Raw genomic sequence first — 14823 nt, 5'->3', positions numbered from 1 at the left:
TCAACTGATCAGGTTTAGCAACGGGAACACCCTGCTGTTAAAAAAGCAGGGCGGGTAGGCTTTGGATCTTGACGTAGGACCGGCTAATGGGTGTCGCCTTTTACCAGCGAGTACTCGGCATGCGCCACGAGGTATTCGGCGAAGGGCGTCACGCCCTGTGTTTCGGTCAACAGAAATTCAATCTGCACCAGCTCGGGCGCGAGTTCGAGCCCAAAGCCAAAACGCCTACTCCAGGGGCCATCGACCTGTGCCTGATTACCGCGTGGCCCCTGGGACGGCTACTGGCTCATCTGCAGGAGCAGGGTGTGCAACTGGAGCAGGGGCCTGTACCACGCACCGGCGCTCTGTGTCCCGTGGAATCAGTGTATTTCCGTGATCCGGACGATAACTTGCTCGAAGTTAGCCGTTACCTCGAGCATTGAGGTGTATAGGGCCTGCTCCAGGCGCCTTCCCTCCATCGATAAATCGCTTCAATTTGCCCCCCTATGCGCTGACAACCGGTAGTACCGCTCGGCCTCCCTGCCAAAACCTGCTGTAACAATCCCTTCGGCTATTCGTCTCATTGCTGCGAACAGATGATTTTGGAGGATGAAGCTATGAAATCCACACTCTATATGACGGCCTTCAGCGGCCTCTTGGTGATGTTTGCTGCCGCTACACCTGGACAGGCAGCCAACAGCTCGGTTTCATCACTGACTCAAGAGCCGGTTTTAATGCTCGCGGAAGGAGGGAGTAATCGCTTGCTGCAATACCAAGTGCAGAGGCTTGAAGCTAGGCGAGACAGTCCGGATGCAAGCCAAGGGTTTGCCCAACTGATCGAAGAGCAACCCACTGCGGCAGGTATGCAAACTGAGCGTGCGGAAGGCGATACAGTTATGCAGCCAGATCGCCAGTACAAGTCTCCGATCCACAGGGATAGAGTTGAGTTCGGCCTGCATTGATCATGACTGCCGGCCCGCGGGCGCTCAGTAAATGGCATGAGCGCCTAGGGTCGGCCAAGGTCGCCCTGATCGTAGGTACGCTGTTGAACCCGATCAGTCAGGGCGATGTGTTTTGGGGGCAGGGGATAGTTATCGGCCTAGCATTTACTGTTGAACTATCTAGTCCCGTTCGGCGTTTCCAGCTTCAGTGCAGTTCAACAGGAGTGGCGCCGTAGCGGTGGGTTATCTGGCCCTGAGGAAACCCCAAATACTTGGCGCTGAACTGGCAATCGTTACTCGGTGCCCAGTAGAGCAAAACCAAGGTCGGTCCTGTTGTGGTTCTAGATCGACGAGGATTTACACAACACCCCTAAACATAGGCGGACTGGCCACGATCCAGCAAACGGCCATGGAGTACCGAGCGGGCCTAAGGCGGATCAGTCAATTCATTCACGAGGCTTGTTCAGTTTGTCCAGAATAGCCTGCGGGTCGACGGACTTACCGTTCAGTGATGTTTGCTGCAGTACCTGCGAGGTGACCTTGAGTTGTTGGATGTAGAGACTGCAACGTGAGCATTTATGCATGTGCATGAATGCGGCCAAGCGAGTGCGCAAGCCCAACTGTCCATCGATGATGTCTGAGCCCAATTCCGACATTTCTCGGCAGGTCAGCATGTTCCTACCTCCTCGAAGTGATTGAGCATGGCATGCATGCGTTGGCGGCCACGGTGCAACAGGACACGAATATTACCCTCGAGCAGTCCGAGTGCCTGAGCAATTTCTGCATAGTCGAGCCCGGCCAGCTCACGCATGATCACCACGCTTTTTTGGTCATTAGGTAACTTGTGCAGATGTTTGCGTATGCATTCCTGGAGCTCTTCTTGGCTGAGTAGCGCCTCTGGAGTGTCATGGTGCCACTGCGCAGGGAGCACATCCCAGGCGCCTTGCTCATTGAAGCGCGCGGCGATAGGTGAACCCGGGTCGCTTCCCCAGCTGTCCAGGGAAACCTCGCGCTTGCGCTTACGCGTCGGGGCGTGCGCCTCGTTGATCGCGATTCGAGCGAGCCAGGTGCGTAGTTTGGATCGGCCTTCGAACCCGTTGATTGCAGCCAGGGCTTTCAACCAGGTTTCCTGAGCCACATCATCTGCCAGTTGCGGTCCCACAAGTGGAATTGCCATGGCAACCAGAAAAGCATGATGCTGTTTGATGATGGCCTCGAAAGCGCTTGTATCGCCCTCGCGCAAGCGCTTGACCAATCCTTGTTCTTCGTCCATCTGCTCCTCCCATGCCATGCGGCGATCTCCTCAGCAGCAATCACCGTGGCAATAGTCTGTAGCCAAGATTAGAGGCTTCACTTGCATTTTTGTTACAACTGAAGGCCTGAGAAAATGGAGACTAGGTTGGCCTGCAAGCTTCTGGAGACAAGGCTTTGCTGTCAGCCCCTATTGAAAACTGTGCGAAGCGTGAGCCGAGATCAGCGTGGTCATGCTGATAAGTAGCGTCGGAACAGTGGCCGGTGTACAGGCTACGCCTCGCATAGCGGACTGAATATCCAGGCGGCACTTGTAGGAACCTGTGGCTGTTTTGATTAACTTTTTGTGACAAAAACTGGCCCGATTACCCTATTTAGTAATCCAGCACCCTGTTGACTCATCAGGGCTTAGTCTGTCGCGGCATTCTCTCCCTGACGCCACGCAGCTACGTGCACTCTTCGGCGGCCCGACAGGGTAGGGGCCTGCAGTGCCTAGCAGCTTTTGTCGTTACGCCCCGGTTCGCATGAAATGGTGGCGATTGTCATGAAATGAAAAATGACTGTCGTCGGATGAAAAGCGCAGCGCGGTGCAACCTCCTAAATTGGTCTGAACACGAGCGCTCTTGCTCAACGAGAAAGCATTTGGGAGAACAGCATGGCCAAAGCCGTACGCTTCTACGAAACCGGTGGTCCCGAGGTTCTGCGCTACGAGGACGTTGACGTCGGTGAGCCGGGCCCCGGTCAGGTCCGCCTGCGTCATGTCGCCGTCGGCTTGAACTACGCAGACACTTACTTCCGCAACGGCACCTACCCGATCCCGCTGGCCAACGGCATGGGCGTGGAGGCCGCCGGCGTGGTCCAGGCTGTCGGCGAAGGCGTGAGCAACGTGGTGGTCGGCGATCGCGTCACCTACACCGGTTTCCTCAACACCCTCGGCGCCTACAGTACCGAGCGTCTGATTCCGGCCGCACCGCTGATCAAGCTGCCAGAGAGCATTGCCTTCGAGACCGCCGCGGCCATGACCATGCGCGGCCTGACTTCGGCCTACCTGATGCGCCGCATCTATGACTTCAAGCCCGGCGACAGCATTCTCCTGCACGCCGCCGCCGGCGGGGTCGGCCTGATTGTCTCGCAGTGGGCCAAGCTGCTCGGTCTGACCGTGATCGGCACCGTGTCCACCGATGCCAAGGCCGAGATCGCTCGCGCCCACGGCTGCGCCCATACCATCAACTACAGCCATGAGGACGTCGCCCAGCGCGTGCGCGAACTGACCGATGGCGTTGGCGTCAACGTGGTGTTCGATAGCGTCGGCAAGAACACCTTCATGGGCTCGCTGGACTCGCTCAAGCGCCGTGGCCTGTTGGTCTGCGTCGGCACCGCCTCCGGCCCGATCGAAGGCTTCAACCCGCAACTGCTGGCAATGAAAGGCTCGCTGTACCTGACTCGTCCGGCGCTGGCCGACTATATCGCCGATCCGGCGGAGAAGGCTGCCCTGGCCGGCGAGCTGTTCGATCACGTCGGCAGCGGTCGGATCAAGATCGAAATCAACCAGCACTACGCTTTGCAGGATGCGGTCCAGGCCCATCGCGACTTGGAGTCGCGCAAGACCACCGGGTCGTCGATCTTTGTCATCTAAGGAGGCTGCAACCATGCGAGTTGAACAACTGACGTGCAGTATCGGCGCCGAATTGAGCGGGCTGAACCTCGCCGATGCAATCAACGACGACGGTCTGTTTGCCGAGATCCGCAGCCTGCTGCTGCAGCACAAGGTGCTGTTCCTGCGCGATCAGGCGTTCAGCCGCAGTGAGCATGTGGCCTTCGCCGAACGCTTCGGCCCGCTGGAAGATCATCCAGTGGCCGGCAGCCATCCGGAGCACCCGGGGCTGGTGCAGATCTACAAGACCCCGGACAGCCCGGTCGACCGCTACGAGAATGCCTGGCACTCCGACGCCACTTGGCGCGAGGTGCCGCCGTTCGGTTGCGTGCTGCGCTGCGTGGAATGCCCGCCAGTGGGGGGCGACACCATGTGGGCGAACATGGCCCTGGCCTACGCCAACCTGCCAGCCCATATCAAGCAGCAGATCGACGGTCTGCGCGCCCGCCACAGCATCGAGGCCAGCTTCGGTGCGGCGATGCCGTTCGACAAGCGCCTGGCGCTCAAGGCGCAATTCCCGGATGCCGAGCATCCCGTGGTACGCACCCACCCGGAAACCGGCGAAAAGATCCTCTTCGTCAACGCATTCACCACCCACTTCAGCAACTACCACACCCCCGAGCGCGTGCGCTTCGGCCAGGATGCCAACCCTGGCGCTGGCGATCTGCTGCGCTACCTGATCAGTCAGGCCTACATCCCCGAGTATCAGGTGCGCTGGCGCTGGAAGCCCAACAGCGTGGCGATCTGGGACAACCGTTGCACCCAGCACTACGCCGTCATGGACTACCCGGCCTGCCATCGCAAGATGGAGCGTGCCGGCATCATCGGTGACAAGACCTACTGAGTCGGAACGCGCTAGTGGTGCCACTCACTTTCAATTATTTGAGGCAACAGAAATGAACTTCCTTGACGGTTCTCTCTTCCCTGAAAACCAGGACAAGCTCGTCATCACCGCGGCGCCCTATGGCCCAGAATGGTTCCCCTCCGACTATCCGGAAGACATTCCGGTGACCATGGAAGATCAGATTCAGAAGGCCGTCGACTGCTACGAAGCCGGCGCCGCCGTACTGCACCTGCACGTGCGCGAGCTGGACGGCAAGGGCTCCAAGCGCCTGTCCAAGTTCAACGAACTGATTGCCGGCGTGCGCGAGGCGGTGCCGGACATGGTCATCCAGGTCGGCGGCTCCATCTCCTTCGCACCACCGGAGGACGGCGCGGCCGCGAAGTGGCTGCATGACGACACCCGTCACATGCTCGCCGAGCTCGATCCCAAGCCCGACCAGGTCACTGTGACGGTCAACACCACGCAGATGAACGTCATCGAGCAGATGGATGCGCGCGACTACGCCGGCACCTCCATGGGCAGCGATACCTATGAAGCCTACCGCGAGATGATCGTGCCCTCCGGCCCCGGCTTCATCGAGGAGCATGTGCGCCGCCTGAGCGCCGCCGGCATCCAGAGCGCCTTCCAGTTCTACAACATCAACAGCTACGAGTCGGTCGAGCGCCTGATCCGTCGCGGCGTGTACAAGGGGCCGCTGGTGTGCAACTGGGTGGCGATTGGTGGTGGCATGGACCAGCCGCACATCTACAGCATGGCCAACTTCCTGCGCGCCATCCCCGACGGCACCATGCTGACGGTGGAAAGCACCATGCTCAACACCCTGCCGATCAACCTGATGGGCATGGCGATGGGCCTGCATGTGCGCTGCGGTATCGAGGACAACCTCTGGACCCAGGACCGTTCGCGCAAGATGACCTCCGTCGAGCAGATCGAACAGTTGGTGCGCATCGCCAATGAGATCGGCCGTCCGGTCGCCAACGGCAAGGAAGCCCGCGAGATCCTCAAGATCGGCGTTTTCTACAACACGGTCGAAGAAACCCTGGCCGCCAATGGCTTCGCCCCGAACCCGAAGGGCGGTCAGCAGGGCTTCCTGCGCAAATGATTCACCCGCAGCTGTAGGATGGGTTAGCCGCGACAGCGGCGTAACCCGGATGCATGTCGGTAGACACCTCCGGGCGCCCCTTCAGGGCGCATGGAGGGCAACGGTCTTACCAGCCCTGCATCCCTGGTTGGGCACAAGACCTGCCCAAGAACAACAATAAGTTCACGCAAGACAACCAGGAGGCCGTATGGCCGCATACCACATCAGCGACGAGGGTGAAGACACCTCGATCGGCATCCCGCGCACCTATGCCTGGATCGTGTTCGCGCTGACCTTCGGTCTGCTGATCTCCGACTATATGTCGCGGCAGGTGCTCAACGCGGTATTCCCGCTGCTCAAGGGTGAGTGGGCGCTGAGCGATGCCCAGCTCGGTTTGCTCAGCGGCATAGTCGCGGTCATGGTCGGCTTGTTGACTTTTCCACTGTCGCTGATGGCCGACCGCTTCGGTCGGATTAGAAGCCTGACGCTGATGGCCATCCTCTGGAGTCTGGCCACCCTCGGTTGCGCGTTGGCGCAGAGCTATGAGCAGATGTTCATCGCCCGCTTCCTGGTCGGTGTCGGCGAAGCCGCCTATGGCAGCGTCGGCATCGCCGTGGTGGTGTCGGTGTTCCCCCGTGAGATGCGCGCCACCCTGTCCGGCGCCTTCATTTCCGGCGGCATGTTCGGCTCGGTGCTGGGCATGGCCCTCGGTGGCTTCATGGCCCAGCATCTCGGCTGGCGCTGGGCCTTCGCCGGCATGGCGCTGTTCGGCTTGCTGCTGGCCACGCTCTACCCGGTGATAGTGCGCGAGTCGCGCATCGCTCCCCGGCGTGTCGCCGATGCCGCCAGCCAGGCTGCCCTCCAGATCAAGCGGCCGCTGCGCACCCTGTATGCAAGTCGCTCGGTGATCGCTGCTTATATCGGCAGCGGTCTGCAACTGTTCGTGGGCGGTACGGTGATCGTTTGGATGCCGAGCTACCTGAACCGCTACTACGACATGGGGACCGACAAGGCCGGTGCCATGGCAGCGATCATCGTGCTTTGCAGCGGTGTCGGGATGATTCTCTGCGGCATGCTCAGCGATCGACTGGGGCTTCATCGCCCGGATCGCAAGATCAGTCTGGCCATCGCCTACTGCCTGGGCAGCTGCCTGTTGTTGTCGCTGGCCTTCGCCCTGCCGTTCGGCACGGCCCAACTGGTGCTGATCTGCCTGGGCATGGTGATTGCCGCCGGCACTTCCGGCCCGGCCGGGGCGATGGTCGCCAACTTGACCCACCCCAGCGTTCATGGCACCGCGTTCGCCACCTTGACCCTGGCCAACAACATGCTGGGCCTGGCGACCGGGCCGCTGATCACCGGCAAGGTCTCAGATCTCATCGGCCTGGATAACGCCTTCCAGTTGGTGCCGTTGATCAGCATCGCGGCGGCGGCGGTGTTTCTCTATATGAAGCGCCACTACCACAACGATATGGATCGGCTGAAGGGCGGGGGTGTCGAGGAAAAGGCCATCGAAGCAGCCGCGGAGGCTCAGGTATGAGTCGTTTGCTGCGTATCGATGTGGTCTTCGACTTCATTTGCCCCTGGTGCCTGATCGGCAAGCGCCAGTTGGAGCGCGCGCTGGCCCGGTTGTCGGCAGAGCAGGTGGATGTCGAGGTCGATCTGGTCTGGCACGGCGTGCAACTGTTGCCGCAGCTGCCGGCGCAGGGCGTGCCCTTCGCCGAGTTCTACCAGCAGCGCCTCGGCAGTGCCGAGGCCGTGCGCTTGCGTCAGGCCCAGGTGCAGGACGCCGCCGCCGCGGCCGGGTTGGATCTGGATCTGCAGCGCATCGAGCGCATGCCCAATACCGCCGATGCCCACCGCCTGCTGCGAGGCGCCGCCCAGCTGGGGCGTGCGGCGCAGCGCGATGCTCTGCTCGAGCGCCTGTTCGAGGCCTACTTCCTGCGCGGCGAGGATCTCGGCGATGTCGACACCCTGCTGACCATCGCCGCTTCCTGTGGATTCGAGCCCGCGCAACTGGCCGCCTGTCTGCGCGGGGACGGCAGCGCCTACGTTGCCGACAAGCCAGGTCTGGCTGGTCAGGGCGTGCCCTATTTCGTCTTCGACCGGCGCCTGGCCGTGTCCGGCGCACAGCCGGCCGAAGTGCTGCTTGGCGCCATCGAAGAGAGCCTCGCACAGCCACTCGGCCGGCCGGCATGAACACGCGAATCGAAGTCGACCCGCAGCGGCAGCCGGCTCCCGGTGGTCGCGTATTGATCCAAGGCGAGGGCAGCAGCATCACCCTGTTCAACCTAGACGGCCGCTTCTACGCCATCGACGACAGCTGCCCGCACCCAGCTGCCTCACTGTGTGGCGGTCGCCTGCAGGGCCGGGTGATCCAGTGCGGCGCCCATGGCCTGCGCCTCGACCTGGCCAGCGGTTACCCGCTCAATTCGACCCAGCTCAAGGTCGCCAGCTACCCGGTCGAAGTGCTCGATGGCCGGCTGTTCATCATCATCGCTTCCGAGGAGTCTGCGTCATGAGCACCATTGCACTCGTTTCCATCCACAGTCGTGTGCGCGAACTGGCGCCGGGATTCATCGTCAGCCTGATAGTCGCAGCTGCCGCCAGCTTTCTTTCCGAACACTATGGGGCGCCGGTCATGCTGTTTGCCCTGCTGCTCGGCATGGCGCTCAACTTTCTTTCCGGCGATGGTCGCTGCAAGGCCGGGATCGAGTTCACGGCTCGCGAGGTGCTGCGCATCGGCGTGTGCTTGCTGGGCTTGCGCATTACCCTCGGACAGATAGCGGCGCTGGGCTGGGAGCCGGTTCTGTTGGTTGTCACTTCGGTGGCGGTAACGATTTCGCTGTCGATGCTGGTGGCCCGCCTGTTGGGCTTCCAGACCCTGTTCGGCATGCTTTCCGGGGGGGCTACGGCAATCTGCGGTGCCTCTGCGGCGATGGCTATTTCCGCCGCGCTGCCAGCGCATGCGGCGAAGGAAAAGGCCACGTTGTTCACCGTCATCGGCGTATCGGCATTGTCGACCATGGCCATGATCAGCTACCCGATGATTGCCCAGTGGCTGGATATGTCGCCGACCACCGCCGGGGTGTTCCTGGGCGCCACCATTCATGACGTGGCCCAAGTGGTTGGTGCCGGCTACAGCATGTCGCACGAGACCGGTGATATCGCCACCGTGGTCAAGCTGATGCGCGTTGCAATGTTGCTGCCGGTGATTCTCTGCGCCTCGATGATCACCCGCGCCCGTGGGGCCGACAGCACCGGCAAGCGCCCCCCCTTGCTGCCGTGGTTCGCGGTGGGCTTCATCATTCTGGCCAGCATCAACAGTACCGGTTTGGTGCCGTCCGTGGTGCAGGGTATGGGCAACGACCTGTCGCGCTGGTTCCTGATCATCGCCATCAGCGCCCTGGGTATGAAGACTCAGCTCAAGGAACTTGCAGCGGTCGGTATCAAGCCGATCCTGCTGATGTTCGGCGAAACCGTATTTCTCGTCGGCCTGGTACTGCTGTTACTGCACTGGGGCTGGTGATGGCCCAAATCCCACGTATTTCTTTGTCAGTCAGAGAGCCGTCATGAGCCAAACGCCCGAATCTGCCACGGTGGACCCGCGCGCCGAGCAGCCCGCGGCGCCCAAGCGAAAGCCGCGGGCCGCGCGTAGCAAGGCTCCGAATAAGCTCGAGAGAAAGGTCGCCGACAGTCCCGGCGCCGAGCCGCCGGCCGCCGCCAAGAAACCCGCCCCGGCCGTCGTCCCGCTGATCGGTGTGCGCCCGCGGGACCTGCTCGGCGCCGCCGGCACGTTGCTCAAGGCGGTGGGGCGCACGCCGTTCAAGGCCGGCATGCACAGTGGAAACTACCTGCGTGAGCTGTACCGGATCGCTAGCGGCGAGTCGCAGCTGGCGCCGCAGCCGAAGGACAAGCGCTTCGCCGATCCGGCGTGGCAGAGCAATGTGTTCCTGCGCGCCCTGGTGCAGAGCTACCTGGCCGGCGAGCGCGAGCTCAACGCCTTTATCGAGGCTGCCGATCTGGAGGGCCTGGACAGGGCGCGCGCACGCTTCGTCGCCTCCCTGTTGCTCGATGCGCTGGCGCCGAGCAACCTGCTGCTGACCAACCCTGCGGCGCTGCGCAGGCTGGTCGATACCGGCGGCATGAGCCTGCTGCAGGGCGCCCGCCAGCTGTCCAGCGACCTGCTGCACAACCGTGGTTTGCCGTCGCAGGTCGACAGTTCACCGTTCAAGCTGGGCGAGAACATCGCCACTGCCAAGGGCGAGGTGGTGCTGCGCACCAAGATGTTCGAACTGCTGCAATTCGCGCCGACCACCCCGAGCGTGCACGAGCGTCCGCTGGTGATGTCGCCACCGCAGATCAACAAGTACTACGCCGTCGACCTGTCGCCGGAGAAGAGCCTGATCAAGTGGTTGCAGGACAGTGGCGTGCAGCTGTTCGTCATCAGCTGGCGCAACCCCACCGCCAAGCACCGCGACTGGGGCCTGTCCGAGTATGTGCAGTGCCTGGATCAGGCGGTGGACGCGGCGCGGCAGATCACCGGCAGCCGCGATGTGAACATGTGGGGTTCCTGCTCGGGCGGCATAACCCTGGCCGCTTACCTCGGCTGGCTGGCCGCGCGTGGCGAGAGCAGCAAGGTGGCCAACACCTGCTGGGCAGTGTGCGTACTGGATATGCCGGCGGTGCTGGACGACACCGGCATTGGTGTGTTCGCCACGCCAGCGGCGCTGGCCGCGGCCAAGGCCAGCTCGCGGCACAAGGGCGTGCTCAGCGGCGAGGAAATTGCGCGCCTGTTCGCCTGGCTACGCCCCAACGACCTGATCTGGAACTATTGGGTCAACAACTATTTGCTCGGCAACAAGCCACCGGTCTTCGACATCCTGGCCTGGAACTGCGACACCACGCGTCTGCCGGCGCAGCTGCATGCCGACTACCTGGACCTGATCCAGCGCAACCCCTTCAGCAACCCGAACAAACTGTGGATCGCCGGCCTGCCGATCGACATGACCCAGGTGCAGGTCGGCGCCTATGTAGTCGGCGGCAGCACCGACCACATCACGCCCTGGCAGGGCTGTTGGAGCACCGCGCGGATGTTGGGCGACGACAGCACCTTCGTGCTGTCCAGCGCCGGCCACCTGCAGAGCCTGGTCAATCCGCCGGGTAATCCAAAGTCCTACTTCTACGCAGCCCCGGCCGCCGCGCCTGACGCCGAGCAGTGGCTGCAGAACGCCGGCGAGCGCCACCAGGGCAGCTGGTGGCCGCACTGGCGGCAGTGGATCCAGCAGCGCTCAGGCGCCAGCCGCACGGCACCCAAGGCGCTCGGTTCGCGCCAATACCCGGCCCTATGTGCCGCCCCCGGCACCTATGTGCTGGAGCGCTGACCCAGCCGGCTTGGAACAATCATTACGGCCGAGGGGCTGCGCCTGGTGGAGACGGCGCCGGGCGTCGACTTCGACGTGCTGCAGGCCGCCACCGGCTGCGCGATCCTGCGTTAAGTACCGCCGTGCCCCGTTACTCCATGGCGGGGTGCGAACCGTTTCGGGGTGTGGCTCCCGAAACGTTTGCGGCGGCTGCCCAGGCGGCCGACCGCTTTTTTTCTCGATCAAGACCGTGGTCGCTTTCCTCATGGCAGGCCGAACACGTCTATGGAAGCCAGGCTGGCGGCGCGTATGCGTGATTTCTACCTCTTCGTCGTTCTCGTCGTCAGTTTGGCTTCCATAGGCCAGTTCGCCATCACCCACTTGCTGCCGGCCTTCGACGCCATCGGCAGGAGGTCCGGCCGGTGTCCGGAGGGGCGTGTCCTGTGCCAAAGAGTTGGTCAATCCGGGGGGCACCACCCTGGATTCCTTGCGGCGGCTGAGGTAGCAGCTGTCCGCTTTTTTATTCCGGATACCGCAGGAGCGATCGCTGTCGATCCGTTCGCGAGGTATCCAACACCAAGCGAGTGAGATCGACTACAGAACAATAAGAAGGATCCAACGATGGGTCCCATGGTTCCGCTATGCCTGCTGCTCATACTCTGCAGTCCGGTACAGGGGGGCGAGTGCGGCCCTCAGCAACTCAGTGAACTGGTCAGCCGTGGCCAACTGCTATGCGCCAGCGCGTTGCTGTACTTCAATCCTGATGAACGTAACCCTGACCCGCGCAGCCTGACCGCGGTGAATCACCACCTGTACACCTTGGACACCTTGGACACCTACGTGCTGCAACTCGGTCAGCCGCCACAGTTGCTCCAACTGCTGGCGCGACCTGGAGGGTTGTCCCCGCGCGGCGCCTGAGGCGGCCTCAACCACCCTTGCGCAAGACGATGTTGCGCTGCGCACGCCACACCGCGGGGGGCATGCCGAACTGGGCGGCGAACCAGCGGGTGAACGAGCTGGGCATGGAGTAGCCCAGCAGGTCGGCGATGCGCGCCAGCGAATAGGCCGGGTTCTCCATGTAGCGTGTCACCAGATCGCGGCGCACGTCGTTGATCAGGTCGCTGAAGGTGGCGTTATTTTCCTCCAGGCGCCGCTGCAAGGTACGCACGTTCATGCCCAGAGCCTGGGCGATCTGCTCGATGGTGGCGCGACCCATGGGCAGCAGCAGGTAGATGGCCTTGCGCACGTCGAACAGCATCGAGGACTCACTTTCGCTCTGCAACGAGTCAAGGTAACGCTGGGCGTAGCGTGCCATGGCCGGATCGGCGTGCGGGTTGGCCACATCCAGATCGGCGGCCGGGCAGACGATGCCGTTGAACTCGCTGCCGAACTCCAGCTGGCAGCCGAACAGGCGGCGATGCAACTGTAGATCGTCGGGCGCTGCGTGGCTGAAGTTGACGCTGCTCGGTCGCCAGTGAGCGCCGAGCAGCGCCGCGCAGAGGCGGAACATCACGCCGATGGCCAATTCGTTGGCCTGGCTGCAGGGCAGGTGCGACTCGGTGACCACCTCCTCGCGAATGATCACCATGCGCCCGGCTTCCTCGATAAAGAGTGCCAGCGAGTCGTTGAGCAGGTGACGGTACTGCACCAGCGCCTGCAGGGCATTGCGCAGCGTGCTCTGGTGGTTGAGCAGCAAACTGACCGCTCCGAAATCTGACAATTGGCGCGATTCGGCCATACGCAAGCCAAAGTTCTGACAGCCGCTGGTCGCGGCCGAATCCTCCAGCAAACGCACCGCTGCCTCCACCGGGATGCGCTGCTCGGGCTCCTGTAACAGCGACCTGCTCAGGCCGACCTGGGCCAGCATTGCCTGGGGCTTCAGGCCCAGGTGCTGGGCCACTTCGATGTAGTTGGTCAAGACAGCGGCGCGAACCATGGTCGTCATGCAGGGCTTCCTGAAGTGGTGTTGCTGCGCAGAAGCGCTTTTGCAGCAGGCCTTCTTATACTGGTCTAGTCATGAAATGAAAAGTGTCTGACACATTATGGCAAGCCGTTAAGTAGGGTTACTCCTAACATTCCGAGCTTCTCACTGGGTTATTGCCTTGCGCGCGGCCCGGTCCGAACCTGCGAGATGCTGAGGAATCATGATGCGTGTCAACCAGCCGGTCACCCGTAATGAACTGAGCTTTCCCGCGGAGCAGAGGCTGATTTCCGCCACGGACGAGCGTGGCATCCTCACCTATTGCAACGACGAGTTTGTCGCGCTCAGCGGTTTCAGTCGCGAGCAGCTGATAGGTAGTCCGCATAACATCGTGCGTGACCCGGACATGCCCGCTGCGGTGTTTGCCCACATGTGGGAACACCTGGAGGCCGGCAAGAACTGGATGGGCATCGTCAAGAACCGCTGTCGCAACGGTGACCACTACTGGGTCGGAGCCTATGTTTCGCCGATCCGCCAGGACGGCCGGGTGGTCGGTTACGAGTCGGTACAGGTGCGTCCAGATGCCGCCCAGGTGCGCCGCGCCGCCGCCCTTTACGCGCGTCTGAACGCCGGCAAGCCAGCGGCTTCGGCAGGCGAGCGGTTGAAGGTCCTCGGACGTTTTCTGCTGCTGCCGCTGCTGGCAACCTTGATTGGCCCGGTTTTGCTGGCGCAAAGGTGGTCGAGCCTGGCCTTGGTCATGGTGCTGACGCTGTTCGTGGTCCAGGCGGCCCTGTCGTTGCGCTTCGTCCGGCGCGCCCTGATCAAGGTCGGGCAGGCCTCGCCTCTGGCCTTCGACAGCGAGCTGGTGGCGCGTACCTACAGCGACGAAAGCGGTGCCGTGGCGCGCCTGCAACTGGCGCTGATCAGCGAAGGGGCACGGATCAAAACCGCGCTGACCCGCCTCGGCGATTACGCCGACCAGACCGCGCAACTGGCCAAACGCAACGGTCAGCTGGTCCAGCAGGCCGAGGCGGCGCTGCAAGCCCAGCGGGTCGAGACGGATATGGCTGCCACCGCCATGCACCAGATGGCGGCGTCCATTGGCGAGGTCAGCGGCCATGTACAGGCCACCGCACAAAGCGCCTGCGAGGTCAGCCTGCTGTCGGCCGAAGGCGCGGGCCAGGCGCGGGAAACCCGACGGGTGATCGAGACCCTGGCCGACACGGTGGAAGGCATCAGCGACTCGGTGGACGGCTTGGCGGCGCAGACCCAGTCGATCCAGCAGGCGGCCAACATGATCCAGGCAATCGCCGAGCAGACCAACCTGCTGGCGCTCAATGCCGCTATCGAGGCGGCGCGTGCGGGCGAGCAGGGGCGTGGCTTCGCCGTGGTGGCCGACGAGGTGCGAGCCCTGGCCGGCAAGACCCGCGAGTCAACCGAGGCGATCCAGCGCATCATCGGCGCGTTGCAGGCGGTGGCAGGGCAGGCGGTGGACATCGCCCGCCAGGGCAGCGAAGAGGCGCGGGCCGGGGTGCAGCGGGTGGTCGAGACCGAACAGGCGCTGCAAGGCATCAACACGGCGGTTACGGGTATCCAGCAAATGGCCGAGCAGATGGCCGCCGCTGCAGAGCAACAGACCCAGGTGGCCGAGGACATCGCCCGGCAGATCAGCAATGTTTCCCAGGCCGCCGAGCGCAACGCCGACATCACGGTGCGTTCCTCTCAGCTCGGCCGTGACCTGGAGTCCACCGCCGGCGCGCTGCACGTGCTGGTCGATCGCTTCAACGTCTGA

General features: G+C 62.7%; 15 protein-coding genes. 12 read left to right on the top strand and 3 right to left on the bottom strand.

Going from position 1 to position 14823, the window contains the following annotated elements:
- The first annotated feature begins 86 nt into the window (after window positions 1–86).
- Together FBY03_RS18365 and FBY03_RS18360 are read left to right on the top strand one after the other, a co-directional pair.
- Window positions 87–422 carry a VOC family protein gene (locus FBY03_RS18365; protein ID WP_147173801.1) on the top strand — a complete coding sequence of 112 codons (336 nt, stop codon included), beginning with the start codon at window positions 87–89 and terminating at the stop codon, window positions 420–422.
- Between the two features lie 174 nt (window positions 423–596).
- Window positions 597–941 carry a hypothetical protein gene (locus FBY03_RS18360; protein ID WP_147173800.1) on the top strand — a complete coding sequence of 115 codons (345 nt, stop codon included), beginning with the start codon at window positions 597–599 and terminating at the stop codon, window positions 939–941.
- A gap of 425 nt (window positions 942–1366) precedes the next feature.
- On the opposite strand, the gene FBY03_RS18355 is transcribed toward FBY03_RS18360, so the two are convergent.
- On the bottom strand, window positions 1367–1594 hold the full coding sequence (locus FBY03_RS18355; RefSeq protein WP_147173799.1) for a hypothetical protein: 228 nt from the start codon (window positions 1592–1594) through the stop codon (window positions 1367–1369).
- Window positions 1588–2193 (bottom strand): RNA polymerase sigma factor, encoded by a 606-nt coding sequence (locus FBY03_RS18350; RefSeq protein WP_178090693.1) that lies wholly within the window; start codon window positions 2191–2193, stop codon window positions 1588–1590. Before FBY03_RS18350 ends, FBY03_RS18355 begins: the two co-directional genes overlap by 7 nt.
- A gap of 633 nt (window positions 2194–2826) precedes the next feature.
- Here FBY03_RS18350 and FBY03_RS18345 point away from each other — a divergent pair.
- The 9 genes from FBY03_RS18345 (at window position 2827) to FBY03_RS18305 (ending at window position 12028) form a co-directional block, all read left to right on the top strand.
- Window positions 2827–3807: a quinone oxidoreductase gene (locus FBY03_RS18345; protein WP_147173797.1), complete on the top strand. Its 981-nt coding sequence runs from the start codon at window positions 2827–2829 to the stop codon at window positions 3805–3807.
- A gap of 13 nt (window positions 3808–3820) precedes the next feature.
- Window positions 3821–4669, top strand: a complete 849-nt coding sequence (locus FBY03_RS18340) for a TauD/TfdA family dioxygenase (protein ID WP_147173796.1) — start codon at window positions 3821–3823, stop codon at window positions 4667–4669.
- A gap of 52 nt (window positions 4670–4721) precedes the next feature.
- Entirely contained in the window at window positions 4722–5771 is a 1050-nt protein-coding gene (locus tag FBY03_RS18335; protein WP_147173795.1) for a 3-keto-5-aminohexanoate cleavage protein, read from the top strand.
- Window positions 5772–5958: 187 nt separating this feature from the next.
- A complete protein-coding gene (locus FBY03_RS18330; protein WP_147173794.1) occupies window positions 5959–7287 on the top strand; it encodes an MFS transporter in 1329 nt (442 codons plus the stop codon).
- Window positions 7284–7946, top strand: a complete 663-nt coding sequence (locus tag FBY03_RS18325; RefSeq protein ID WP_147173793.1) for a DsbA family oxidoreductase — start codon at window positions 7284–7286, stop codon at window positions 7944–7946. The genes FBY03_RS18330 and FBY03_RS18325 overlap by 4 nt, the downstream gene beginning before the upstream one ends.
- The gene (locus tag FBY03_RS18320) at window positions 7943–8269 is read left to right on the top strand and encodes a Rieske 2Fe-2S domain-containing protein (protein WP_147173792.1); all 327 of its coding nucleotides are present in this window, start codon (window positions 7943–7945) and stop codon (window positions 8267–8269) included. Before FBY03_RS18325 ends, FBY03_RS18320 begins: the two co-directional genes overlap by 4 nt.
- Entirely contained in the window at window positions 8266–9276 is a 1011-nt protein-coding gene (locus FBY03_RS18315; protein ID WP_147173791.1) for a YeiH family protein, read from the top strand. The genes FBY03_RS18320 and FBY03_RS18315 overlap by 4 nt, the downstream gene beginning before the upstream one ends.
- Window positions 9277–9319: 43 nt before the next feature.
- Entirely contained in the window at window positions 9320–11131 is a 1812-nt protein-coding gene (locus FBY03_RS18310; protein WP_147173790.1) for an alpha/beta fold hydrolase, read from the top strand.
- 600 nt (window positions 11132–11731) lie between these two features.
- Entirely contained in the window at window positions 11732–12028 is a 297-nt protein-coding gene (locus FBY03_RS18305) for a hypothetical protein (protein ID WP_147173789.1), read from the top strand.
- A 7-nt stretch (window positions 12029–12035) separates the two neighbouring features.
- On the opposite strand, the gene FBY03_RS18300 is transcribed toward FBY03_RS18305, so the two are convergent.
- Window positions 12036–13055: an AraC family transcriptional regulator gene (locus FBY03_RS18300; protein ID WP_147173788.1), complete on the bottom strand. Its 1020-nt coding sequence runs from the start codon at window positions 13053–13055 to the stop codon at window positions 12036–12038.
- 202 nt (window positions 13056–13257) lie between these two features.
- Here FBY03_RS18300 and FBY03_RS18295 point away from each other — a divergent pair, with 202 nt between their 5' ends.
- The gene (locus FBY03_RS18295) at window positions 13258–14823 is read left to right on the top strand and encodes a methyl-accepting chemotaxis protein (protein ID WP_147173787.1); all 1566 of its coding nucleotides are present in this window, start codon (window positions 13258–13260) and stop codon (window positions 14821–14823) included.

Origin of the sequence: Pseudomonas sp. SJZ079 (assembly GCF_007993865.1) — a bacterium.
In the GTDB taxonomy this organism is placed as follows: domain Bacteria; phylum Pseudomonadota; class Gammaproteobacteria; order Pseudomonadales; family Pseudomonadaceae; genus Aquipseudomonas.
The sequence above is the reverse complement of the archived record's forward strand: the minus strand, read 5'-3'. Positions and strand labels throughout refer to the sequence as shown.